The 23,647-nt window shown below is 62.2% G+C and carries 21 protein-coding genes; all 21 read left to right on the top strand.

From position 1 onward, the window contains the following. Nucleotides 1-30 precede the first annotated feature (30 nt). Nucleotides 31-1,317, top strand: a complete 1,287-nt coding sequence (locus tag OOZ53_RS19110) for an ABC transporter substrate-binding protein (protein ID WP_271091314.1) — start codon at nt 31-33, stop codon at nt 1,315-1,317. 89 nt (nt 1,318-1,406) lie between these two features. Continuing rightward, nucleotides 1,407-2,438: a carbohydrate ABC transporter permease gene (locus OOZ53_RS19115; RefSeq protein ID WP_425499187.1), complete on the top strand. Its 1,032-nt coding sequence runs from the start codon at nt 1,407-1,409 to the stop codon at nt 2,436-2,438. Between the two features lies 1 nt (nt 2,439). Next, the gene (locus OOZ53_RS19120) at nt 2,440-3,516 is read left to right on the top strand and encodes a carbohydrate ABC transporter permease (protein ID WP_425499188.1); all 1,077 of its coding nucleotides are present in this window, start codon (nt 2,440-2,442) and stop codon (nt 3,514-3,516) included. Continuing rightward, complete coding sequence (locus OOZ53_RS19125) at nt 3,513-4,529, top strand: NAD(P)-dependent oxidoreductase (RefSeq protein ID WP_271091315.1); 1,017 nt, start codon at nt 3,513-3,515, stop codon at nt 4,527-4,529. The genes OOZ53_RS19120 and OOZ53_RS19125 overlap by 4 nt, the downstream gene beginning before the upstream one ends. A gap of 21 nt (nt 4,530-4,550) precedes the next feature. After that, complete coding sequence (locus tag OOZ53_RS19130; protein WP_271091316.1) at nt 4,551-5,639, top strand: ABC transporter ATP-binding protein; 1,089 nt, start codon at nt 4,551-4,553, stop codon at nt 5,637-5,639. After that, nucleotides 5,636-6,679 carry a Gfo/Idh/MocA family protein gene (locus OOZ53_RS19135; protein WP_271091317.1) on the top strand — a complete coding sequence of 348 codons (1,044 nt, stop codon included), beginning with the start codon at nt 5,636-5,638 and terminating at the stop codon, nt 6,677-6,679. Before OOZ53_RS19130 ends, OOZ53_RS19135 begins: the two co-directional genes overlap by 4 nt. 7 nt (nt 6,680-6,686) lie before the next feature. Continuing rightward, on the top strand, nt 6,687-7,715 hold the full coding sequence (locus OOZ53_RS19140; RefSeq protein WP_271091318.1) for a Gfo/Idh/MocA family protein: 1,029 nt from the start codon (nt 6,687-6,689) through the stop codon (nt 7,713-7,715). Further along, the gene (locus OOZ53_RS19145) at nt 7,715-8,791 is read left to right on the top strand and encodes a Gfo/Idh/MocA family protein (RefSeq protein ID WP_271091319.1); all 1,077 of its coding nucleotides are present in this window, start codon (nt 7,715-7,717) and stop codon (nt 8,789-8,791) included. Before OOZ53_RS19140 ends, OOZ53_RS19145 begins: the two co-directional genes overlap by 1 nt. Then, nucleotides 8,791-10,206 carry a glucuronate isomerase gene (gene uxaC / locus OOZ53_RS19150; RefSeq protein WP_271091405.1) on the top strand — a complete coding sequence of 472 codons (1,416 nt, stop codon included), beginning with the start codon at nt 8,791-8,793 and terminating at the stop codon, nt 10,204-10,206. The genes OOZ53_RS19145 and uxaC overlap by 1 nt, the downstream gene beginning before the upstream one ends. Nucleotides 10,207-10,226: 20 nt before the next feature. After that, nucleotides 10,227-11,690 (top strand): mannitol dehydrogenase family protein, encoded by a 1,464-nt coding sequence (locus OOZ53_RS19155; RefSeq protein WP_271091320.1) that lies wholly within the window; start codon nt 10,227-10,229, stop codon nt 11,688-11,690. Nucleotides 11,691-11,830: 140 nt separating this feature from the next. Next, the gene (locus OOZ53_RS19160; protein WP_271091321.1) at nt 11,831-12,817 is read left to right on the top strand and encodes a LysR family transcriptional regulator; all 987 of its coding nucleotides are present in this window, start codon (nt 11,831-11,833) and stop codon (nt 12,815-12,817) included. A 708-nt stretch (nt 12,818-13,525) separates the two neighbouring features. Further along, nucleotides 13,526-15,127 (top strand): methyl-accepting chemotaxis protein, encoded by a 1,602-nt coding sequence (locus OOZ53_RS19165; RefSeq protein WP_271091322.1) that lies wholly within the window; start codon nt 13,526-13,528, stop codon nt 15,125-15,127. 82 nt (nt 15,128-15,209) lie between these two features. Beyond that, on the top strand, nt 15,210-17,216 hold the full coding sequence (locus OOZ53_RS19170; protein WP_271091323.1) for a methyl-accepting chemotaxis protein: 2,007 nt from the start codon (nt 15,210-15,212) through the stop codon (nt 17,214-17,216). 46 nt (nt 17,217-17,262) lie between these two features. Next, nucleotides 17,263-17,565 (top strand): STAS domain-containing protein, encoded by a 303-nt coding sequence (locus OOZ53_RS19175; protein ID WP_271091324.1) that lies wholly within the window; start codon nt 17,263-17,265, stop codon nt 17,563-17,565. Next, nucleotides 17,562-17,930, top strand: coding sequence for a response regulator (locus OOZ53_RS19180; protein ID WP_271091325.1), 369 nt, complete (start codon nt 17,562-17,564; stop codon nt 17,928-17,930). The genes OOZ53_RS19175 and OOZ53_RS19180 overlap by 4 nt, the downstream gene beginning before the upstream one ends. Before the next feature lie 13 nt (nt 17,931-17,943). Beyond that, nucleotides 17,944-20,262 (top strand): chemotaxis protein CheA, encoded by a 2,319-nt coding sequence (locus OOZ53_RS19185; protein WP_271091326.1) that lies wholly within the window; start codon nt 17,944-17,946, stop codon nt 20,260-20,262. A 4-nt stretch (nt 20,263-20,266) separates the two neighbouring features. Then, entirely contained in the window at nt 20,267-20,734 is a 468-nt protein-coding gene (locus OOZ53_RS19190; RefSeq protein WP_271091327.1) for a chemotaxis protein CheW, read from the top strand. 14 nt (nt 20,735-20,748) lie between these two features. Next, nucleotides 20,749-21,660, top strand: coding sequence for a CheR family methyltransferase (locus tag OOZ53_RS19195; RefSeq protein ID WP_425499192.1), 912 nt, complete (start codon nt 20,749-20,751; stop codon nt 21,658-21,660). Then, the gene (locus OOZ53_RS19200; RefSeq protein WP_271091329.1) at nt 21,660-22,715 is read left to right on the top strand and encodes a protein-glutamate methylesterase/protein-glutamine glutaminase; all 1,056 of its coding nucleotides are present in this window, start codon (nt 21,660-21,662) and stop codon (nt 22,713-22,715) included. The genes OOZ53_RS19195 and OOZ53_RS19200 overlap by 1 nt, the downstream gene beginning before the upstream one ends. Next, a complete protein-coding gene (locus tag OOZ53_RS19205; protein WP_271091330.1) occupies nt 22,715-23,101 on the top strand; it encodes a response regulator in 387 nt (128 codons plus the stop codon). Before OOZ53_RS19200 ends, OOZ53_RS19205 begins: the two co-directional genes overlap by 1 nt. Further along, complete coding sequence (locus tag OOZ53_RS19210; RefSeq protein WP_271091332.1) at nt 23,101-23,646, top strand: chemotaxis protein CheD; 546 nt, start codon at nt 23,101-23,103, stop codon at nt 23,644-23,646. The genes OOZ53_RS19205 and OOZ53_RS19210 overlap by 1 nt, the downstream gene beginning before the upstream one ends. Nucleotide 23,647: the final 1 nt, after the last annotated feature.

Consider the following 23,647-nt stretch of genomic DNA (forward strand, 5'->3'; position numbering starts at 1 on the left):
TATACAAGTAGCAAATGGGAGGTAATCAAAATGAACAGCAGACTGAACAGACTTCTGGTGCTCGGCACTGCAGCCATGGGACTCATGGTGAGCAGCGCGCTGGCCGAGACCGAATTGCGCATAACCTGGTACAATGACGGCAACGAGGGCGAGGTCATGCGCGAAATCCTCGACCGCTACGAGGCTGCCAACCCGGACGTGAAGGTGACCCTCGACGTCGTTCCCTACAAGGCCATCCTGGAAAGCCTGCCGGTGCAGCTCGCAGCCGGGGAGGGGCCGGACCTTGCCCGGGTCACCGACCTTGGCGGTCTGTCCGAGCACTATATGGATCTGACCCCGCACATCTCCGATGCAGCCTATTGGGAAACCAATTTCGGTCCGTTCCTGAAATGGCTGCGCCAGCCGGGCGATGACAGCGCCATTTCCGGCTTCATGACACAGCTCACCGTGACCGGGCCTTATGTCAACAAGACGCTCTTCGAGCAGGCCGGGGTCGATCTGCCGGGCGATGGCGCGACCTGGGACGACTGGGCCGTTGCGGTTCGCGAAGTTGCCGACAAGCTGGAAATCCCGATCCCGATGGCCTGGGACCGCTCCGGCCACCGCGTGTCCGGTCCTGCGATCTCCATGGGCGCCAAGATGTTCGATGCCGATGGCAAACCGGCGCTGGTGGATGACGGGCTGAAGGCCATGGCCGGCAAGCTTTATGACTGGCACCAGGACGGCACCATGCCGAAAGAGCTGTGGGGCTCCGTATCGGGCTCCCAGTATCTCGGCGCCAATGAGGACTTCGCCAACGCCCAGGTCGCCATGTATATGAGCGGCTCGTGGCAGATCCCGCAATTCGCCGACAAGATCGGCGATGCCTTTGACTGGTGGGCAGTTCCGGCGCCCTGCGGCCCGGCCGCCTGCACCGGCATGCCCGGCGGTGCGGCGCTTGTGGCGCTGAAGACGTCCGAGCATCCGGAAGAGGTCGGCAAGCTGATGGACTACCTCTCCAGCGAGGAAGTGCTCAACGAGTTCTACGGCAAGACGCTGTTCATCCCGGGTCACCTCGGGCTCGCAGCCAACGGCGTTGAATTCCAGACCGACGATCCGCGCGCCAAGCACGCGCTCGAGACATTCGCCGCTGCGGTTCCCGGCATTTCGCCGACTGCCTTCGACCTGCAGGGCTATGTCAACAACCGCGTCATGTTCAACGCGCTGATCTCGCGCCTCGGTGAGGCGATTGTCGGCGAGTTGACCCTCGACGAGGCCTACGATCGCATGACCCAGGATGTCGAGCAGCAGATCGCCGAGAAGGAACGCGGCGGCTGATCACGCGGTAACATGTGATCGAACAGTGCACTCCGGGCGCGTCCTCCAGGCGCCCGGAGGCTGACAAAATTCAATCCCAGACTGAATCCATGGCGCATCAACCACCGGCCGATATTGACAATCCGACACTCGGCGAACGTTTCAACGCCGTCGCCTCATGGCCGATGCGCATTCTGTTCGGGTTGCTGGAAACGCCCTTCAGGGCTCTGCAGCGCCTGCTGGGCATCGGCCGCATGCCCTACATCTTCCTTCTGCCGAATCTCGCCTTCTTCGGCATTTTCGTCATCGTGCCGCTGATCATCAATTTCGCGTTCTCGGTGACCGGCGGCGACGAACTGTTCCTGAACGACCGGCCCTATATCGGCGGCGAGCAATATTCCTATCTCGCCGATTGCGGCAACTATCTGGACCCGCAGAGCTGCCGTGAGGACCGGTTCTGGCGCGGCATCTACAACACCATCACCTTCGTCTTTTTCCAGGTCGCCTTCATGGTGCTGTTCTCCCTGATAACGGCCCTGATCCTCAACCGGGAAATCCGCGGACGCGGCTTCTTCCGGGCGGCCTTCTTCTTCCCGGTGCTGCTGTCGCCGGTCGTCGTCGCCCTGATCTGGAAATGGATCCTGCTGCGCGACGGCGTGCTCAATGCGGGCCTCACCTCGATCGGCTTCGAGCGCATCCTGTTCTTCGTCGACCCCACCTGGTCCATGTTCTGGGCGATCTTCGTGTCGATCTGGGCCCATATGGGATTCTACACGCTGATACTGCTGGCCGGCCTGCAGGCCATACCGCCCGATCTGTACGAAGCCGCCGAAATGGACGGCACGAAGCGCGAGCGTGTGTTCTGGCGTATCACCCTGCCGCTGCTTTGGCCCAACCTGCTTGTCGTCATCGTGCTGGCGCTGATCAAGGCGGTACAGATTTTCGACGAGGTCTTCGTCCTGACCGGCGGCGGCCCCGGAACGGCGACGCAGTTCATTGTCCAGTACATCTACACGACCGGCTTTTCCAATCAGGTGCAGAATTTCGGCCTTGCCGCGGCGGCCTCGGTTGTCCTCGGCGTGGTGCTGTTCGTTCTGACACTGGTGCAACTCGCGGTAACGCGGCGCAGGGAGGACGGCTGACATGGCTGACGCACAGACCGCATCCACGCGTTCCCTCTCCGGCATGTTGACGGCCCGCCGGGGCGGCGCCTCCTGGCACTGGACGGATGTCTTCACCTATCTCTATCTCGCTTTCGGCGTCTGCCTGATGTTCGGGCCGGTCCTGTGGCTGGCGCTGTCCTCTTTCAAGACGCCGGCGGGCCTGTTGGAATTTCCCCCGACACTGCTGCCGCTCGGCCAGATCGAGGTCGAGGTCGAGGGCCACGACAAGCCGCTGCCGCTCTACGAGGTAACGATGGAAGACGGTTCTGTCCGGGAACTAGCGCAGATCCGCCGCATCGGCATCATCGCCCAGATGGTCGATCCGGCCGATCCGGAAACCTCGATCCGCGTGCCGATCGCCAGCCGCGAGCCGATCCGCGAATTCCGCGTCGCCTGGGAGAACTACACAAACCCGCTCGAGCGCTTCAACTTCCTGACCTATCTCAACAATTCCGTCATCGTGACGGTGGTCGCGACACTGATCACGCTGCTGATCAATTCCATGGCCGCCTTCGGGCTCGCCATTTACGAGTTCAAGGGCCGCAACGCGGTGATGCTGTTCGTCATCGGCACGCTGATGATTCCCATCACCATCATCCTGGTGCCGGCCTATCTGGTCGTCACGCAGCTCAACATGGTCAACACGCTCTGGGCGGTGATCCTGCCGGGGGCGGCGACGCCGACGGGTGTCTTCCTATTGCGTCAGTACATGCTGACATTGCCGCGCGATCTCATCGAGGCGGCGCGCATGGACAAGGCCAGCGAATGGGCCATCTATTGGCGCATCGTGCTGCCCCTGTCGCTGCCGGCGATCGCGGTGCTGGCGATCTTCTCCGTGATGTGGCGCTGGAACGACTTCCTCTGGCCGCTCGTCGTGCTCAACCGCAGCGAGGTCTATACGCTGCAGATCGGCCTCAACGCCTTCCAGGGCGAATTGGACGTGCAGTGGCACTATGTGCTCGCAATGACCGTGGTCACGCTCATTCCCGTGGCGCTGGTCTTTGCCTTCCTGCAGCGTTTCATCACCACCGGCATTGCTTCGACGGGGATGAAATGAGCTCCGGCAAGCCCTTGATCCTGTTCGATCCCCATCCGCGCACCGAGGCGATGGTCTTTACCGGCGATGTCGCCGAGGCGCTGGAGCGCGAGGCAAACCTCATCACGCATTTCGGTTCACGCGCACCCGATGATCTTGTCGAAGATGTTCTGGACGACGTTGAGATCATTATCGGCCAGACGGCCATGCCCAAGGAGCGGCTCGACCGTGCCCCCAGGCTCAAGGCCATCGTCAATGTGAAGGCCAATTGGGAGCCGAACATCGACTATGAAGAGGCGCAGCGGCGCGGCATTCACGTGCTCTCGGCCGCGCCGGCCATGGCGCCGGCGGTTGCCGAATACTGCCTGGGCCAGGCAATTGCCCTTGCCCGCGGTCTGCCGGCAGCCGACTGTCGTTTCCGCGACGGCGATGAGCAATATGGCATTGCCGGAAACGGGACCGCCTACAGCCTTTACGACGCTGCCGTCGGGCTCATCGGATACGGCAATCTGGGACGCGCCCTGGTGCCGCTGCTCCGGCCATTCACCCGGCGGATTTCGGTTCACGATCCCTGGCTTTCGGATCGTTTCCTGCAGACGCAGGACGTCCGGCCCAGCGGTCTCGCGGATGTTCTTTCCGAAAATCGTTTTCTTTTCATTCTGGCTGGCGCCACCAGTGAGAACGAGGCATTTCTCGATGCGGCAAAGCTCGCGCTGATACCGCCGGATGCCAGTGTGATCCTCGCGTCCAGGGCCGAGGTGGTTGCATTCGACAGCTTTGTGGAGATGGCGTCGGAAGGCCGGTTCCGCGCTGCGGTCGACGTCTTTCCGCAGGAGCCCGTCGCCGCCGGCGATCCCGTTCGAAAGGCCGGCAACATATTGTTCTCCGCTCATCTCGCCGGCGGGCTTGAGGCCTCCTATGCGCGCATCCGCGACATGATGCTCGACGATGTGAAACAGATATTGCGCGGCCTGCCGCCTCAGCGCCTTCAGCGCGCCGAGCCGAAACAGGCTGCCATGGCGCGCAGCAGATAGCGGCCAGGAAAGGGCAGGCACGTGACCGAAATCATCCTCAAGGACGTTCGCAAGGCCTATGGTGACGTGGAGGTCATCCACGGCATCGATCTGAGCATCGACAGCGGTAAATTCGTCGTCTTTGTCGGCCCGTCCGGCTGCGGAAAGTCGACATTGCTGCGCATCATTGCGGGTCTCGAAGGCGTTACGTCGGGCGATGTCGTGATCGACGGCGATGTGGTCAACGAACAGCCCGCCTCCGAGCGCGGCCTTGCCATGGTATTCCAGTCCTATGCGCTCTATCCGCATATGAGCGTCTACAAGAACATGGCATTCGGCCTGGAAAACTCGAAGATGCGGCGCGAGGAGATCGACCGCCGCGTCAACGATGCGGCTTCCATGCTGCAGATCACGCCCTATCTCAAGCGTCGGCCCAAGGCGCTTTCCGGCGGCCAGCGCCAGCGCGTCGCCATTGGCCGGGCCATCGTGCGCGATCCCAAGGCCTTCCTGTTCGACGAGCCGCTTTCCAATCTCGACGCTGAGCTTCGCGTTGCCATGCGCAAGGAACTGGCCAGCCTGCATGCCAAGCTCGGCGGCACCATGATCTATGTGACCCATGACCAGGTCGAGGCGATGACGCTGGCCAACACGATCGTCGTCCTCAATGCCGGCCGCATCGAGCAGGTCGGCGCGCCCCTCGATCTCTACAACAGGCCGCAAAATACTTTCGTTGCCGGCTTCATCGGCTCGCCCCGCATGAATCTCGTCGACGCGGCGGCCGAAGCCTCGGACGGGCGCATCGAACTCGTGACCGGCCCGCAGCGGATCGCCATATCCTCATCCATTCGCATCACGCGCAGCGACAAGATCACCTTCGGCGCCCGGCCGGAGCATATCGAGATCGTCGATGAGAAGGATGCCGACATCACCGCGACCGTGGATCTTTCCGAGCAGCTTGGCGGCGAGACCTATCTCTACTGCACGCCGGACGGCATGCCGCAACTGACGGTTCATCAGCTCGGCCAGTTGCCGGTGCAGCGGGGCCAGGAGGTCCATTTGCGCTTCGACCGGGCCTCCATGCATCTCTTCGATGGCGACGGAAAGGTCATCGCCAACGGTATCCCGCAATGAGCGGAGGCAGATTTGGCATCGGCGTCATCGGAACGGGCATGGCGGCAAAGCCGCATGCCGGCGCGCTGCGCGATCTTGAGGAGATACTCGATGTGCGAGGCGTGTTTTCCCGCAATCCGGACAAACGCGCCGCCTTTGCCGGGAACTATGGATTTCCAATCGCCGATTCCATAGACGCGCTCGCCGACGATCCCGAACTGAACGCCGCGATCCTGATCACGCCGCCCAGCGAGCGGCTTCACCTCGTGCGCCGCTTTGCCGAGGCCGGCAAGCATATCCTGATGGAAAAGCCGGTCGAGCGCACCACCGATGCCGCACGGGAGATCGTCAGCATCTGCGAGCAAAACGGAGTGCGGCTCGGCATCGTCTTCCAGCACCGTTTCCGCCAGGCGTCGATGGCCCTGAAGGACCGCATCGACAGCGGTGCTCTGGGCGCCATCGGTCTCGTGCGGATATCGGTGCCGTGGTGGCGCGAGCAGGCTTATTATGACGAACCCGGCCGCGGCACCTATGCCCGCGACGGCGGCGGTGTCCTGATCAGCCAGGCAATCCATACGCTCGATCTGATGTTGAGCATCGCCGGCCCGGTGGCCGAGGTGCAGGCGGTGGCGGCAACGACACCGTTCCACCGGATGGAGGCGGAAGATTTCGTTGCCGGCGGCATGCGCTTCGACAACGGCGCCACCGGCTCGCTCATGGCAACGACGGCGGCTTTTCCGGGCGGCGCCGAATCGATCGCCATCGATTGCGAGGCGGCAAGCGCCCATCTGCAATCGGGAACGCTGACGATAGACTGGCGCGACGGCCGGACCGAGACGGTGGGCGAGGCGGCCGGCACTGGCGGCGGGGCCGACCCCATGGCTTTCCCGCATGACTGGCACCGCGACCTGATCCGCGATTTTGTCGACGCTGCCAAATCCGGCCGCGACCCGGCGGTCACGGGCCGCGAAGCGCTGCGCGTTCATCATCTGATCGATGCGCTCATGGAATCGTCGCGCGAAGGACGGGCCGTCAAACTGACCGCGAACAATCTGAACTGAGGTTTCTATGCACGATCTGAAGCTCGCCGTCATCGGCGTCGATCACCGGCACATCTATGGCCAGCTTGAGGGCATGCTGGCGCTTGGCTGTATGTGCAAGGGCTGGTGGACCGAGGGCGATCCGCAGCCCGTGGACGGTTTTGTAAAACGGTTTCCCGATGTGCCTCGGGTCGCGGACCGTTCGGTCCTGCTCAACGACCCGGAAATCGATCTGGTGCTGATCGCAGATATTCCGGCGCGACGGGCTGAACGGGCGATTGAGGCAATGCGTGCCGGCAAGGACGTGATGACCGACAAGCCCGGCTGCACGACCATGGAGCAGCTTGAGGACATCCGCCGGACCGTTTCGCAGACCGGCCGCATCTGGTCAATCGACTTTTCGGAGCGCTTTGAAGTGCCGGCGGTTTCGAAAGCGGCCGAACTGGTGAATGCCGGCGCTGTCGGCACCGTTGTGCAGACGGTGGGACTCGGCCCGCACCGACTGAACCGGGCTACCCGGCCGGACTGGTTCTTCGACGATAGGCAATATGGCGGCATCCTTTGCGATATCGCCTCGCATCAGATTGACCAGTTCCTGTTCTTCACCGGTTCAAGCGACGCGGAAATCGTCTCCGCCGGCATCGGCAATTTCGCCAATCAGCAAGATCCGGGCCTGCAGGACTTTGGTGAGATTCTGCTGCGCAGCGACAAGGGGCAGGGCTATATCCGCGTCGACTGGTACACGCCCGACGGCCTGCCCACCTGGGGCGACGGGCGGCTGACGATCCTTGGTACCGAAGGCTATATCGAGTTGCGAAAATATGTCGACGTCGCCGGCCGCCCCGGGACCGATCATCTCGTTTTGGTCAACGGCGAACGGTGCGAGCACATCGACGCATCGGGCGCGCCGCTGCCCTATTTCGAGAACCTCGCCAGCGATGTTCGAAACCGGACCGAAACGGCGATGGGCCAGTCCCACTGTTTCAAGGTGATGGAACTGGCGATCCGGGCACAGGCGGCGGCAACGCGGCTCGGCCATCTCCGGGATACGGCCTGATGCACAATGTCGCGATCCTGGGCGCCGGTATCGGCCGGGAACATATGCTGGGCTACCTGGCGCTTGCCGAGCAGTTTGCCGTCCTGACCGTCTGCGACCGGGAGACAGAGCGCGCAGAGGAGCTTGCCGCCCTTTCATCCGGCTGCGCCGCCGTTTCGGAAATCGATACTGTGATCGCCGACCCACGGATCGATATTGTCGATATCTGCCTGCCGCCGCATCTGCACGGCCCGGTCGCCTTGCAGGCGCTGGCGGCCGGAAAGCATGTGATCTGCGAGAAGCCGGTGGCCGGAAGTGTCATCGAGGCCGATGAATTATTGGCGGCGGCTGAACGGGCAGGGCGTCTCTTCGCGCCGGTGTTCCAGTATCGTTACGGACGCGGGCTCTACCGGCTTGCCGGCCTTCGGGACAGGGGCCTTGCCGGAAAGCCGCTCGTGGCAACCCTCGAAACTCACTGGAACCGGGGCGAAGACTATTACGCCGTGCCCTGGCGCGGACGCTGGCAAAGCGAGCGCGGCGGCGCGGTTCTCGGCCATGCGATCCATATCCACGATCTTGTCACCCGGTTTTTCGGACCCGTAACGCAAGTCGCATCCTTGGTGGACACGCGGGTGAACGATATCGAGGTGGAGGACTGCGCCGCCATTGCGATGACGACGGGCTCCGGCGGGCTGGTGACCTCGTCCGTGACGCTGGGCGGCGCGACCGACACGTCGCGCCTGCGCTTCGTCTTCGATGCGCTGACGGCGGAAAGCGGGCGCAATCCCTATGCGCCGGGAGCCGGTGACTGGACCTTCACGGCACGCGATCCTCAAGGGCAGGGCGCGATTGATGCGGCGCTTGCCGAAATCGACCGGGAAATCGCCGACCGCCCGACCGGCTTTGCCGGATTGTTCCGGGAGATATCGAACCACCTGAACGGCAGGCCGGCGGATCTGGTCAGCGCAGAGGACGGGGTGCGATCGATCGAACTGGTCGCGGCGATCTATCGTGCCGCGCGTACCGGCACGCGCGTTTGCCTGCCGCTTGACCGTGCACTGCCGGTCTGTGCCGACTGGGTGCCGGAGGACGAATGATGAGACCGCCGCTCAACCATCCGGACAGGCTGTTTCCCCCGGACCCGGCCGTGCGCGATATCGCCCGCGCGCTCTACGGTTCGATCCGCGACCTTCCGATCATCAGCCCGCATGGGCACACGGACCCGCAATGGTTTGCCGGCAATGAAAAATTTTCCGATCCCGCATCGCTCCTGGTGATCCCGGATCACTACGTGCTGCGCATGCTGGTCAGCCAGGGTGTGCCGCTGGACGATCTCGGCGTTGCGCGCCGCGATGCCGACAGTGCAGAGGTCGATGGGGAGGCGGTCTGGCGGCTGTTTGCCGAGAACTATCATCTGTTCCGGGGCACGCCGACGCGCCTTTGGCTTGATCATACATTCGAGACCCTGTTCGGCCTGGACGAGCCGCTGGGGCCGGCAAGCGCCGACATGTATTTCCGCCGCATCGGCGATTGCCTGGGACAGGACGATTTTCGCCCGCGCGCGCTCTATGAGCGTTTCGGGATCGAGGTGCTGGCGACCACCGAGAGCGCTGTCGATCCGCTTGTCCACCACAAGGCCATCGCGGAAAGCGGCTGGCATGGCAAGGTGGTGACCACCTACCGGCCGGACAGCACGGCCGATCCCGATCACCCGCAATTCCTGGGCGACCTGGAAACGCTCGGTTCCCTGACCGGATGCGATGTCACCCGCTGGCAGGGCTTCCTCGACGCCCATCGCCAGCGCCGCGCCACTTTCCGCGACCATGGCGCCACGGCAACCGATCACGGCTTTCCGAGCGCCGATACGGCCGATCTGTCGCCATCCGACTGCATCGTCCTGTTCGACAAGATCATCGCGGGCGGTGCGGATGCGTCGGAACGCGCCCTGTTCCGCGCCCAGTTCCTGACCGAGATGGCGAAGATGAGCGTCGAGGACGGGATGGTCATGCAGATCCACCCCGGATCGGTGCGCAATCACAACGCAGCCGTGTTCGAACGCTACGGGTCGGACAAGGGTTTCGACATACCGGCGCGCACGGATTACGTTGCAGCCCTCCGGCCCCTTCTCAACGCCGTGGGCATGGAACCGGGACTTTCGCTGATCGTCTTCACCCTGGACGAAACCACCTATGGACGCGAGCTTGCGCCGCTTGCCGGTGCCTATCCGGCGCTGAAGCTGGGGCCGGCCTGGTGGTTCTTCGACAGCCCGGACGGCATCAAGCGGTTCCGCGAGCAGACCACGGAAACCGCCGGCTTCTACAACACCGTCGGCTTCAACGACGACACCCGCGCTTTCCCGTCCATCCCGGCCCGCCACGACATGGCCCGCCGCATCGACTGCGCTTTTCTGGCCGAGCGCGTGACCGACCATCGCCTGCGTGAAGATGAAGCGCATGAAATCGCGCGCGCGCTGACCTATGATTTGCCCAAGGCGGCCTATCGGTTCGTCTAAGGAGTCAGGAGGAGCATCCAATGCGCAGGCTTGGCCCGGACATCCTGAACGATTATGAGGGCACCGCAAGGCGGCCCGCTTATGATCGCCGCGCGGTAGCGCCCGGTATCGTGCACCTCGGCATTGGCGCTTTCCATCGCGCGCACCAGGCGGCCTATATTGACGAGCGCCTGGGTGAGGAGCCGGACTGGGCGATTATCGGAGCCAGCCTTCGGCGCGGCGACATGCGCGAGGCGCTTGCGCCGCAGGATTTTCTCTACACGCTCGCGGTCCGCCACGGCGCGGAAACGCAAGCACGCATCATTGGCGCGATCGTTGATGTGTTGCACGCGCCGCCCGGCAATCGGCCGGTCATCGAAGCGATCGCGTCTCCGGTGACGCGGATTGTCACGCTGACGGTCACCGAAAAGGCCTACTGTCGCAATCCCGCGAGCGGCGATCTTGATTTCGAGCATCCCGAAATAAAAGCTGACCTCGGCGAGACGGATGGCGCCGTATCCGTTCCGGGGCTTCTTGCAGCGGCGCTCGCGGAAAGGCGCCGCCGCGGCCTGCCCGCGATAACGCTTTTGAGCTGCGACAACCTGCCGGACAATGGCGCGACACTTGCCCGCGTGGTCACGCAGTTCGCGCAGGAACGCGATCCGTCGCTTGCCCGCTGGATCGCGGATCATGTCGCTTTTCCCTCATCGATGGTCGACCGGATTGTGCCGGCGACCACCGACGCGGATCGCGAGGCGCTTGCGGCAATGACGGGCTATCACGACGCGTGGCCCGTCGTCACCGAACCGTTCAGCCAGTGGGTGGTGGAGGACAGCTTCGCGGCCGGCCGGCCGGCGCTTGAACTGGCCGGCGTGATCATGACCGGCGATGTCGCGCCCTTCGAGGCGATGAAACTCAGGCTGCTCAACGCCAGCCACTCGGCGCTCGCCTATCTTGGTGTCGAGGCGGGCTACGAGACGGTCGCCGAAGCGGTGGCCGATCCGGTCCTGACCGCATATCTGGAAGCCATGATGCGCGACGAGATCATTCCGACGCTCAGCGTGCCGCATGTCGATCTCGATGCCTACGGGCGTGCGCTCCTCGAGCGATTTGCAAACACGGCGCTCAAACACCGGACCATGCAGATTGCCATGGACGGCTCGCAGAAGATCCCGCAGCGGCTGCTCGGCACGATCCGCGACCGCATCGCACAACGTCAGCCCTGTCAGCGCCTGGCGCTGGCTGTTGCGGCCTGGATCCGCCATCTGAGTGGCAGCAATGGCAATGGCGACCGTTACGAGATCGATGATCCGATGGCCCGGGAGCTGTCGGGCATTGCCGGAAGGACGCTGCCGGACGTGTTGGCATTCGGCAATGCCATCCTTGATCTTCAATCGGTGTTCGGTGACCTTTCAGGCAACGAAGACTTCCGTGACGTCGTTCTGGCGCAACTGCGCATTCTTTTCGACGACGGCGCAATTACCGCCATGGCGGCGACCCGTTAGATCGGCTCAACCTTGCCGTCGGCAATGATCACCGGCCGATCCCCGTACAGTTGGTGCAGCCGCGCACCAACACAGCGCTTCGATTTGCCTCCGCGCCCGGGCCGCTCCATAGTGGCGGCCGGCCGTGTTCGAAATCGGTTATGGTTCCGATAGCATATCGGCAAGCCGCAAAGGATAGGGCGTTGGATTTCCGCCAGTTGAAGACTTTCATTTGCGTCGCTGAGTCGGGTTCCTTGAGCCGGGCCTCGGACCGCATGCGAATTGCGCAGCCGGCCCTCTCGCGCCAGATCAAGCTTCTCGAACACGAGGTCGGCGTGCCGCTTTTCGACCGGCATGTGCGCGGTATGGAACTGACCGAAGCCGGCACCGAGCTGTTGCGCCGCGTTTCGGGTGTCATACGCCAGCTGGAACAGACCATGCAGGATGTGCAGTCGCTGCACGCTGAAATCAGCGGCAATGTCGCGCTCGCGCTGATGCCGACCATATCGGCCGTCTTCGCGGCCCGGCTGGTCCAGCGGATATCAAGGGAACTGCCGCAGGTCAGCCTGCGCATCCGCGAAGGTTATTCCGTCGACATTCTGACATGGATCCAGCGTGGCGATGTTGACTTCGCTTTCCTTTACGGGCCGTCAAGCGATCTGCACATACGCACGAAGGAACTGCTTCACGAGGAGGTCGTCCTCATCAGTCCGCCCGGTTCCCTGGACGGCGTCGGTCAGCAACCGGGTTTCGACGTCATCGAGACCTTGCCTCTCGTTCTGCCGGGACGCCCTTACGCGCTGAGACACCTCGTCGAAAGTACGGCCAAGAAGGCGGGGCACACCATCAACGTGCCGCATGAAGTGGATTCATACTGGGCTATCAAGTCGATGGTCATGTCTGGCATAGGCCACTCATTCCTGCCCCCGGCTTCGCTGAAATCGGAACTCGAACAGGGATTGATGGAGGCCCGCTCCGTAGGATCGGGCGGCCTGTGGCGGCAGCTTGTACTGGGAATTCCCTCGCAGCGGCCGAATACGCGCGCGGCCGATGCGGTTCTCGACCTGCTGCTGGATGAGATCGCGTCGATGATCAACGACGGCGATTGGCAGGCTCAGCCGGGGGCGGATCTTCGCGACCGGATCTGAACCGTCTGCGTTCCTTTCGGCAATGGTGCCGGTGTACAACTCAATCGGTTACTGCGACCTGGAACGATTTCGCTCTAGATGCGCGGATAAGCGTTTGTTTTCCGGTGTGTATCCAAAATATCCAATAATGAAATTGCAAGTGTCATTACAACGACGATAGACAAGGCGACCAGGCCGATAGCAAACATTCAGCACATCTCCACTCAGTCATCATGACTGGAACACAAGAGGTCCTGCTCCAGATTACGGGCTCAGCCTTGCAGAGAAAGCTTGCACGAAGCTTGCGGTCTGGAGGTCGTCTTACTCAAGTAATATTAATGCATGAAAACAACTATAAGTATTTATAAGTGTCGTGGACTCTATTTATCTAATAAAAATCAGACGCCTGTCGACTAATTCGTACTACATTTTTGAAGGTTTTGTTAACCTTAGTGAAACGAATTCGCCATAGCGTTTGAGTGAGGCGGAATGGGTCAGCGCAACGGCGTTCGGTCCATGAGCATGAAGCTGCTCCGTTGAACCGGTCGTAACCCGGTATTTTCACTTCAGATTGTTTTGACTGGAACCGTAACCCCGTAAGCGCCAGCGGGAGTTGGGTTGGCTTGTGCCAGGGTTTGCAGCGCGACGGGCAACCGCGCCGAAACCTTCCGGAAGGAAGTGGCCCGTCGTCCTGCACGGTCGATGGTGTCGGGTTGTCGGGGAATCCGTGTGCGCAGGCAGACGTCAACACAGACAGACAACGACCAGGGGGCGGGCACGCGCGGCAAGCGCGATTTCCTGACTCTGGGCGATGCCGGCGCCGGCGCAGCGCGGAGGATTGGCGGTGAGATCGAAGCCGCCGCCGATGCCGCCCAATCGCGCCTGCAGTCGCTGCGGGCACCTTCCGGCGTGCAACCGGCTGAATTCGATAAAATGCGCACCGCCATGGCATCCGTGGTCAGACTGCTTGAGGCGGCCGGTGAGTTGGGGCAGGCCGCCGACCGCTCGGCCTACGAGGATAGAGCGCGTTCGCAAGGCAGTGCGTTGGCGCGCGACGATATAGACCCGCAATGGGCCCTGGCAGCGCAAACCGTCCATTTCGAGCAACTGGTCCGGCAGGTTCTGAGCCAGCATTGGCCAAAGGGCATGTTCGCCCGTTCGGCCCGGGAAACTCTCGATGAGGCGGTCGATGAGATCGCCGCCGCATTTACTGTTTTTGCCGATACCACCGGCCTGTTGTGGTCGGGACATCGTGAAGAGCAACAGGCATCCGCCGACGCTGCATTCCAGGAAACCGCCTCGCAGGAGCGCCAGGCGGTCAATGACGAATTGGGAAGTGCCGTTCGCGGTCTGATGATGGGGGATCTCCAGAACCGTATCACGGGATCGGTGCCGGCGGATCACCGGGAACTGGCGGCGACGTTCAACGTCGCGCTGGATCGCATCCAGTCGACCTTCGCGGCGATCGTCAAAAACCTGCTCGCCGGAAACGAGAAAGCCGAGACCTCGGTTGCGACGATCGGTGAGCTTGCCGGCGGCGCAGCGTCCGCCGCAAGCCGGATCGGCGATGTGTCCTCTGCCCTTGCGGCATTGGGCAGCGCCAATGGCGGCCGCGACGCCTTCGCCGGTGTCGAGACGGTCATCGTCAGTGCCCGTGACAGCGCGGAAAACAGCGGCAAGGTCATGGGCAGGGCCGTTGAGGCGATGAACGGCATCGAAGGTCTCGCCGACCGGATCGGCCAGATTACCGCGGCAATCGACGACATCGCGTTTCAGACAAATCTCCTTGCGCTCAACGCAGGCATCGAAGCGGCGCGCGCCGGAGAGGCCGGACGGGGCTTTGCCGTCGTTGCGCAGGAAGTCAGGGCGCTGGCGCAACGCTCGACGGAAGCCGCAAAGGAAATCGAGACGCTGGTCAGCGACACCAAGACGCGCATCGACGCCGGCGTCGAGGCCGTCGGCAAGGCGGGCACCGCAATCGACGATGTGGTCGGCCGCTTTGAAGAGATCGATACCGCCATCGCGCAGACCGTTGAAGGGTCGGGCGGCAATTCCGATGAACTGGAAAAGCTTCAGGCCGATCTGGCGGCTGCGGGCGCGCAGGCAGCCGGCGTCGCCGCAGAATCGGACCGCGCACACAAATCCGTCGAGGATGTGCAGTCGGCGATCGTTCAGCTTGGCGAGATCGTTCGCCGGTTCCGTCTCGGCGGGCAGGCGGGTCAGCCGGTGACACAGCCAGCGCAGAACCTGGACCGGCATTCCGATGCCGCCCCGGATTTCGATGCGCATGCGTTGGCGGATATGCCGGCGCCGATCAGGCGGAGTGCGTGATCATGGACTGGCTGAAGAAGAACAATGTGCGGGCGAAAGAAGGTTGCTTCGTGCCGGCAACGAGTATCCGCGGGGAGACGGAATGAGTATTTCGATTGCAAGGGGTTTGCTGGTATTCGGTTCGATCGTATCGCTCGGTTTTCTGGCCGCGGTCGGCATCAATTCGCTGACGATCAGCAAGGTCGAAATCGGTTCAGCCGAATACAATCGCATCATCGATCTCAATGACCTGCGCGCAGACATCCTGCCGCCGCCGCTTTTCCTTGCCGAGGCCTATATGATGACCCTCGAGGCGGCCAGCACGCGAAGCCTGCTTGAGGAGAATGTCGAGCGGCTGCACGGGCTCGAAGCGCTTTACCACGAACGTGCCCAACACTGGCGCGATTCCAGCATCAAAGGCACTTTGAAGGAAGGCATCGAAGCCAGCGTGATGAACGACGGGGAGCGTTTCTGGCAGGTCGTCAACCAGAGCGTGATCCCGGCCATGGAAGCCGGCGACAGCCTTCTTCTTCTGCCCGCCCTTTCCGAGTTGCGTCAGGTGTTCCACCAACACCGCGAGAACCTGCAAGCCGTTATCGGCGAGGCGGATACGGCCTTGGCAGAGCAGCAGGTTCGGGCGAACCAGACGGTGACGCTCTACCAGTCCGCAGCGCTCGCTGCTGCGTTGATCGCACTGCTGCTGTTGCTGGGCGGTATTTTCGCCATCCGCCGGCTGGTTGTACGGCCGATCGGCAAGATGACCGAATACATGGGCGTTCTTGCCTCCGGCACCTATGACCAGGAGGCTCCATACACGAACCGGTCGGATGAAATCGGTCAGATGGCCCGGTCCGTCGAGGTGTTCCGCCAGGCGATCATCGACGGTCAGGACGCACGCGATGCCGCCGATCTTGAACGGCGCAACCGTGAGCAGGCCGAATCCGACAGCGCGGCCCGGCGCGAGGATGAAGACCAGCAGCGCCGCACGGTCATCGACAGCGTGGCGAACGGGCTCAACCACATGGCCGAGGGCGACCTTTCGTTCGAATTGCGCGAGCCTTTCATTGCCGAATACGAGGAACTGCGCAAAGCCTTCAATCGCACGGTTGGCACTTTGAACAGAACGCTGTCCGAAATCACCGGATCGACCGATATCGTACAGACCGGCTCGACCGAGATTTCGCAGGCGGCCGATGACCTGTCGCGTCGCACGGAACAGCAGGCGGCCGCGCTTGAGGAAACCGCGGCGGCGCTGGACGAGATAACGACCACTGTCAGGAATTCCGCTTCTGCCGCCGAAGAGGCCGGCCAGATGGTCGAGGACGCCAATAACGGCGCCCGCAAATCCGGCAAGATCGTCAAGGACGCCATAACGGCGATGCAGCGCATCGAGCAGTCGTCCGGGCAGATAAGCCAGATCATCGGCGTCATCGACGACATCGCGTTTCAGACCAACCTCCTGGCGCTCAACGCCGGTGTCGAGGCGGCGCGTGCGGGTGAAGCCGGCAAGGGTTTTGCCGTCGTCGCTCAGGAAGTGCGCGAACTGGCCCAGCGTTCGGCCAACGCCGCCAAGGAGATCAAGGACCTCATCAACAATTCGGTCGAGGAAGTCGGCGATGGCGTCTCGCTTGTCAGCCAGACCGGTGAGGCGCTTGAAGATATTGAACAGCATGTCCTGAAAATAAACGACCGTGTCGCCTCGATCGTCACCTCGTCGCGGGAACAGACCGCGGGCCTGCAGGAGATCAACACCGCCATCAACCAGATGGACCAGGTGACTCAGCAGAACGCGGCGATGGTCGAGCAGACCAATGCCGCCTGTCAGAACCTGACGGCCGAAAGCGGCAAGCTCAGGAGCCTTGTTTCGGCGTTCAACACCGGCGCAGCCGTTGCCGTGCGCAAGCAACCTGTGCAGGTCAGGGCGCCTGCCCCTGCTGCCGCTCCGGCCCCCGTTTCGGCTCCGGCGCCCGCTCCCGCGCCGGCGCATGAGAACAGCGCGCCGGTGGATTCGCCTGCCAGAAGCCTTGGCAAAAAACTGGCCAGCGCATTCGAATCGGGCGGCGGAGCAGCGACGTTAACGGAATCGGACGACGACTGGACTGAGTTTTGAGCGAGGGGCGCTTAACGCAAATGAATGTCAACGGGATGGGACCAAAATGAGCGACGAAAGCCAGACAGGGACAGGACAGTTGAAACTGGCCGAGAATCTCGACCTCACGGCTGTAACGCCATTGCACAAGAGCCTTCTGTCGGCGCGCGGCAGCGCCCTCGTCATCGATGCGTCCGAGGTTGAGCGCATTGGGGGACAGAGCGTCCAGTTGCTGCTGAGCGCCAGCAAGAGCTGGGCCGACGATGGCGTGCCGTTTGAAATCGGGAATGCATCCGACAATTTCCTTTCGGCCCTTGCGCTGCTCGGGGTGGGACCGGACAGCCTGCATGTGAAGGAGCAAACACAATGAACAAAACGATCGTCTTGACAGTCGATGACTCACGCACCATCCGCAACATGCTGCTGATGACGCTCAGCGGCGCCGGATTCGAGACCCTCCAAGCTGAAGACGGTGTCCATGGGCTTGAGGTGCTGGACGGCTCGATGCCGGACGTCATCATCACTGATATCAATATGCCGCGCATGGACGGGTTCGGTTTCATCGAGAATGTCCGCAAGAGCGAGCGGCATCGCGCGATCCCGATTCTGGTCCTGACGACCGAAAGCGATGCAGAAAAGAAAAACCGGGCGCGCGAAGCCGGTGCCACCGGCTGGATCATAAAACCCTTCGATCCCGAAAAACTCATCAACGCAATTCAACGCGTCACGGCCTGACGGAGATATCGCGATGGATATGAACGAAATCAAAGAGATTTTCTTCCAGGAATGCGAGGAGGGGCTCGCGGAACTGGAAACCGGTCTGCTGGCGCTCAACGATGGCGATGACGATCCCGAAACCGTAAACGCGGTGTTCCGGGCGGTGCATTCGATCAAGGGTGGCGCCGGCGCATTTGCGCTCGACGATCTGGTCAGCTTTGCCCATGTCTTCGAAACGACCCTCGATTGCGTTCGATCCAAGCAGCTGGAAGCGACCCGCGACGTGGTCAAGGTTCTGCTGAAATCCGCGGATGTCCTGGCCGATCTGACCAATGCGGCCCGCGATGGCGGCAGCGTCGATCCGGCGCGTTGCCAGGCGCTTGTCGCGGATCTGGAAGCGCTGGCCAATGGCGAGATTCCAGCGTCCGACGACGCGGTTGCCGACGAGCCGGCGGCGGAAGCTGAATCGGCGCCTGCCGACGAACCGGCACCGGAAGCCCAGGCCGAGGGCGAAGATGACTTCAAGCCGATCCCGGTCCAGTTCGACGATCTGGAGGAGAAGGGCGACGACTTCGAACCGGTTCCGTTTTCCTTCGACGATTTCGGTACCGATCAGGCGCCGTCCGCCAATATTTTCCGGATTGTGTTCAAACCGAAACCGGATCTGTATCTGAAGGGCAACGAGACTTTACTGCTTCTGCGGGAACTCGACCAGCTCGGCACGCTGGACGTCGCCTGCGACTGGTCGGAACTGCCGGCGATCGATGAATTGGATCCTGAAGGCGCCTATCTGACCTGGGATGCGACGCTGACCACATCCGAGGATGAGGATGCCGTTCGCTCGGTATTCGAATTCGCCGAATGGGATTGCGAGCTGACAATTGCCGCGGCAGGCGAAGAGGCCGAAACCGCCGAAGACGCAGCGCCGCAGCCGGACGTCGAACCGGAGACGGATGAAAGCCAGCCTGATACGGAGCAGGAGGATGTGTCTGCCTCCAAGGAAGAGGAACAGGCCGAACCTGTCGAGAAGCTCGAATTGCCGAACGTCATAGACCTGCAGCAGGCAGCCGGCGCGAACAGGCAGCAGGCCGCCGAAAGCGCCGCCGCGCCGAAGGCTCAGGCGACGGCGTCCGCATCCGGCGCGGGTTCGACCATTCGCGTCGAACTCGGTCGCATCGACCGCCTGATCAACCTCGTGGGCGAACTGGTGATCAACCAGGCCATGCTGGCGCAAAGCGTAACCGAATCGGCCACGTCCGGTTCATCGGCCGTGACCATGGGGCTGGAGGACCTTCAGCAGCTGACCCGGGAGATCCAGGACAGCGTGATGGCAATCCGCGCCCAGCCGGTCAAGCCGATCTTCCAGCGCATGTCGCGCACCGTGCGCGAAGCGGCGGAAATGGTCGGCAAGAATGTGCGCTTGGTCACCGAAGGCGAGGCAACGGAGGTCGACAAGACCGTCATTGACAAGCTTTCCGAGCCGTTGACGCACATGATCCGCAACGCCGTCGATCATGGCCTCGAGTCGCCGCAGGACCGTGAAGCCGCGGGCAAACCGGCCGAGGGCATCGTCAAGCTTTCGGCCAAGCACCGCTCGGGGCGCATCGTTCTCGAGATCGCCGATGACGGCGCCGGCATCAACCGCGAGAAGGTGCGCCAGAAGGCCATCGATCGCGGCCTGATTTCCGCAGAAGCCACGCTCAGCGATGAAGAGATCGACAACATGATCTTCCATCCCGGTTTTTCCACGGCCGAACAGCTGTCGGATATTTCGGGGCGCGGCGTCGGCATGGATGTCGTCAAACGCTCCATCCAGGCGCTTGGCGGGCGTGTCGGCATTACCTCGACACCAGGCAAGGGATCGGTGTTCACGATGAGCCTGCCGCTGACGCTGGCCGTGCTCGACGGCATGGTGGTTTCCGTCGGTGAGCAGACACTGGTCGTGCCGCTCACCTCGATCATCGAGACGTTGAAGCCTGAAACCGAACATATTCATGGCTTCGGCGCCAGCGGTCAGCTGATTTCGATCCGCGACAGTTTCAAGCCGCTCATCGATGTCGGCCAGATCCTGAATTTCAGCAACATGCCGACCGATCCGCTGGCAGGTGTCGCCCTGCTGGTCGACTCGGAGGACGGCGGTCAGAGCGCTCTTCTGGTGGATGCCATTCAGGGGCAGCGTCAGGTCGTGATCAAGAGCCTCGAGGCCAACTACGCGAATGTGCCCGGCATTGCCGCGGCCACCATACTTGGCGATGGCCAGGTAGCGCTGATTGTCGATGTCGAGGCGGTTGTCTCGGCGTCGCGGAGCGGCGCGCTTAAATCCGAAATGTCACTTGCAGCTGTGGGGTAAGACCATGCATCAGACTTCAAAGAACCTTGCCGAGGGCGCTCGCGAACTGATCGCATTCAGGATCGGCGAGCAGGAATTTTGCGTCGATATCATGTCCGTGCGGGAAATCCGCGGCTGGACGCCGGCAACGGCTTTGCCGCATTCGCCGGGCTATGTCCTGGGTGTTATCAACCTGCGCGGCGCGGTATTGCCGATCGTTGATCTTTCAAGCCGGCTCGGCATGAATGAATCGGATCCTTCCGCCCGCCATGTCATCATCGTCGCCCAGGTGCACCAGAAAGTGGTCGGCCTGCTCGTCGACGCGGTGTCCGACATTCTGACGGTCACCGACGACAACATTCAGCCGACCCCGGAAGTTTCCTCCGAACTCGACCGTTCATTCGCCAAAGGCGTGCTGGCGATCGAGGGGCGGATGATCTGCCTGATCGAGCTGGAATCGATTTTCCCGGAAGGTGAGAGTGAAGCTGCATGAGTGCATTACCCGCCATGAGCAAGCCGTCGTTAACCGGCGGAACCACGGACTCGAGCAAGAATCAGGCGCCGGGTGGCGACGTGCTTGTGGATGGCGAGTTTCGCATGACTGCCCGCGATCTGAAGGACATCGCGTCGATGATCTATGACGACGCGGGGATCTATTTGAACGAGAGCAAGGCATCGCTTGTGTATTCCCGGCTCGCCAAGCGTATCCGGCGCATAGGCATCGACAGCTTTGCAAGCTACTGCAAACTCGTTTCCGGTCCTGAGGGACAAGATGAGCGGCGGCAGATGCTGTCCCTGCTGACGACCAACTTTACGCGGTTTTTCCGCGAGGAACATCATTTCGAGCATCTTCGCAACGAGGTTTTTCCCGATCTTGCGGCCCGCGCCAAGGCTGGCGGCCGCGTGCGCATCTGGTCGGCCGGATGCTCCCAGGGACAGGAACCCTACACGATTGCGCTGACGGTCCTTTCGGCAATGCCCGATGCCGAACGCTACGATGTGAAGATCCTGGCCACGGACATCGACCCGATGGTGATCGCCCATGCCAGGGAAGGCGTCTATGACGATGCGGCAATCGAAACGGTTTCGCCGGAATTGCGCCGTCAGTGGTTCAAGCCCCACGACACGGCCGGTCAATGGCGCGTCGACGACGCGGTCAAGCGGCTGATCACTTTCCGTGAACTCAATCTCATGCGTGACTGGCCCTTCAAGGGGCCCTTCGACGTGCTCTTCTGCAGAAACGTCGTGATCTATTTTGACGAGCCCACGCAGGCTCGGATCTGGGCGCGGTACCGCGACATGCTGGCCGAAGGAGGCTGGCTCTATATCGGCCATTCCGAACGCGTGTCGGGTGAGGCCAAGGATCATTTTCGCAATTCGGGGATCACTACCTACCAGAAACGGACGGGAGGCGTGTAGTGGACAACGGCAAGGTACAGGTTCTCGTCGTCGACGACTCACCCACCATGCGCAGCATGATCAGTTCGGTGCTCGCCTCGGACGCCGCCATCGAGGTTGTCGGCACAGCCGGTGACGCCGCGCAGGCGCGTACCGCCATCAAGCAGCTCAATCCCGATGTCATCACGCTTGATGTCGAGATGCCGAACATGAACGGGCTGGAGTTCCTGGAAAAGATCATGCGGCTGAGGCCGATGCCGGTAATCATGGTCTCGACCCTGACGAGCAAGGGTGCCGAGGCGTCGCTGGCCGCACTGGAACTCGGCGCGTTCGACTGCATCGGCAAGCCGACCGCCGGGGATCCGCAGCCTTTCGCCGGGCTGGTTGAAAAGGTCAAGCAGGCCGGCAAATCCAAGGCGCGCATTGCATCCGCCGCGTCTTCAACGCCGAAGCTCAATGGAACACCGGTGATCGAGGATTACCGCCCGGGCGTGAATCTCGTGGCGATCGGCGCATCGACGGGCGGTGTGGAGGCATTGATAACGCTGCTTTCCAACTATCCCAAGAATTGCCCGCCCACCTTGATCACGCAACACATGCCGGAGGCTTTCACCAGCAGCTTCGCGGCACGGCTCGACCGGCTGTGTCAGCCGGACGTTGCCGAGGCGACCGACGGGGCGCCGATCCTGCCGGGCAAGGTTTACGTGGCGCCGGGCGGCGAGCGGCATCTGGAGGTCGTGGGCGGAACATCGTTGCGCTGTCGGCTGCGCGAGGGTGAGACGGTGAATGGCCACAGGCCATCCGTCGATGTTCTTTTCAAATCGGTTGCCGCGCGTTGCGGCAAACGGGCTGTGGGGGTGATTTTGACCGGCATGGGGCGTGACGGTGCCGCCGGGCTGCTCGAGATGCGCAAGGGGGGCGCAATCACAATCGGGCAGAATGAGGCCAGCTGCGTGGTTTATGGAATGCCGCGCTCGGCCTTTGAAATAGGTGCCGTCGAGAACCAGTTACCGCTTCGCAAAATCGGCGAAGAGGTACTCAGATCAACTCTATCCCGCAAAGGGGGGACAGCGTGATGTCTATGGCCCAGAAAATAAAGGCACTCATTGTCGACGATCAGGTCACCAGCAGGTTGCTGCTGGGTGACGCTCTGCAACAACTCGGATTTACGCAGGTGACCGTTGCCGGCGACGGACAACAGGCTTACGAGATTATGCAGAAGGATCCGCACCATCTGGTCATCTCCGATTTCAACATGCCCAAGATGGACGGACTCGGCCTGTTGCAGGCGATACGCGCAAACGCCGCGACGAAACGGGCTGCGTTCATCATCCTGACGGCGCAGGGCGATCGCGCATTGGTTCAGAAGGCGGCGTCCCTCGGTGCCAACAACGTGTTGGCGAAACCGTTTACGATCGACAAGATGAAAGCCGCGATCGAGGCTGTGTTCGGAGCACTGTGATGAATGTCGATGTTCCGCGTAAGCGACTGCATGTAATACAGGGTAATTTTCTCGTCTCCGATCAGCCGGACGTGGTCCTGACGACGATACTGGGCTCTTGTGTCGCCGCCTGTCTGCGCGATCCCGTGGCCGGCGTCGGTGGCATGAACCACTTTCTGCTGCCCGGTTCGGCAAATGGCGGGTCTGGCGAGGCGACGCGCTATGGCGTTCACCTGATGGAATTGCTGATCAACGCGCTGTTGCAGAAAGGCGCGCGCAAGGACCGCCTTGAAGCCAAGCTGTTCGGCGGCGCCCAGACCATGTCGCGCCTGTCGGATGTCGGGCGAAAGAACGGCGTCTTTGCGGAGAAGTTTCTCGGCGATGAGGGGATCAGCGTGATCGGTTCCAGCCTGGGCGGCGAACTCGGCCGCAAGGTGGAGTTCTGGCCGGTCAGCGGACGGGCCCGGCAGAATGTCCTGAGTGGCAATGAGACGCTCAAGACGGTTGCCCGCGAACAGCCCGTTGCACCCAAGCCGGCTGTTGCCGACGAAGTGGAATTTTTCTGAC

Source organism: Allohoeflea poritis (assembly GCF_027889715.1).
Lineage (GTDB): Bacteria > Pseudomonadota > Alphaproteobacteria > Rhizobiales > Rhizobiaceae > Hoeflea_A > Hoeflea_A poritis.

Coding starts and splice junctions, on each gene's coding strand:
- OOZ53_RS19110 (WP_271091314.1), top strand. CDS start 31: ATGAACAGCAGACTGAACAGACTTCTGGTGCTCGGCACTGCAGCCATG.
- OOZ53_RS19115 (WP_425499187.1), top strand. CDS start 1,407: ATGGCGCATCAACCACCGGCCGATATTGACAATCCGACACTCGGCGAA.
- OOZ53_RS19120 (WP_425499188.1), top strand. CDS start 2,440: ATGGCTGACGCACAGACCGCATCCACGCGTTCCCTCTCCGGCATGTTG.
- OOZ53_RS19125 (WP_271091315.1), top strand. CDS start 3,513: ATGAGCTCCGGCAAGCCCTTGATCCTGTTCGATCCCCATCCGCGCACC.
- OOZ53_RS19135 (WP_271091317.1), top strand. CDS start 5,636: ATGAGCGGAGGCAGATTTGGCATCGGCGTCATCGGAACGGGCATGGCG.
- OOZ53_RS19140 (WP_271091318.1), top strand. CDS start 6,687: ATGCACGATCTGAAGCTCGCCGTCATCGGCGTCGATCACCGGCACATC.
- OOZ53_RS19145 (WP_271091319.1), top strand. CDS start 7,715: ATGCACAATGTCGCGATCCTGGGCGCCGGTATCGGCCGGGAACATATG.
- uxaC (WP_271091405.1), top strand. CDS start 8,791: ATGAGACCGCCGCTCAACCATCCGGACAGGCTGTTTCCCCCGGACCCG.
- OOZ53_RS19155 (WP_271091320.1), top strand. CDS start 10,227: ATGCGCAGGCTTGGCCCGGACATCCTGAACGATTATGAGGGCACCGCA.
- OOZ53_RS19160 (WP_271091321.1), top strand. CDS start 11,831: ATGGTTCCGATAGCATATCGGCAAGCCGCAAAGGATAGGGCGTTGGAT.
- OOZ53_RS19170 (WP_271091323.1), top strand. CDS start 15,210: ATGAGTATTTCGATTGCAAGGGGTTTGCTGGTATTCGGTTCGATCGTA.
- OOZ53_RS19175 (WP_271091324.1), top strand. CDS start 17,263: ATGAGCGACGAAAGCCAGACAGGGACAGGACAGTTGAAACTGGCCGAG.
- OOZ53_RS19180 (WP_271091325.1), top strand. CDS start 17,562: ATGAACAAAACGATCGTCTTGACAGTCGATGACTCACGCACCATCCGC.
- OOZ53_RS19185 (WP_271091326.1), top strand. CDS start 17,944: ATGGATATGAACGAAATCAAAGAGATTTTCTTCCAGGAATGCGAGGAG.
- OOZ53_RS19190 (WP_271091327.1), top strand. CDS start 20,267: ATGCATCAGACTTCAAAGAACCTTGCCGAGGGCGCTCGCGAACTGATC.
- OOZ53_RS19195 (WP_425499192.1), top strand. CDS start 20,749: ATGAGCAAGCCGTCGTTAACCGGCGGAACCACGGACTCGAGCAAGAAT.
- OOZ53_RS19205 (WP_271091330.1), top strand. CDS start 22,715: ATGTCTATGGCCCAGAAAATAAAGGCACTCATTGTCGACGATCAGGTC.
- OOZ53_RS19210 (WP_271091332.1), top strand. CDS start 23,101: ATGAATGTCGATGTTCCGCGTAAGCGACTGCATGTAATACAGGGTAAT.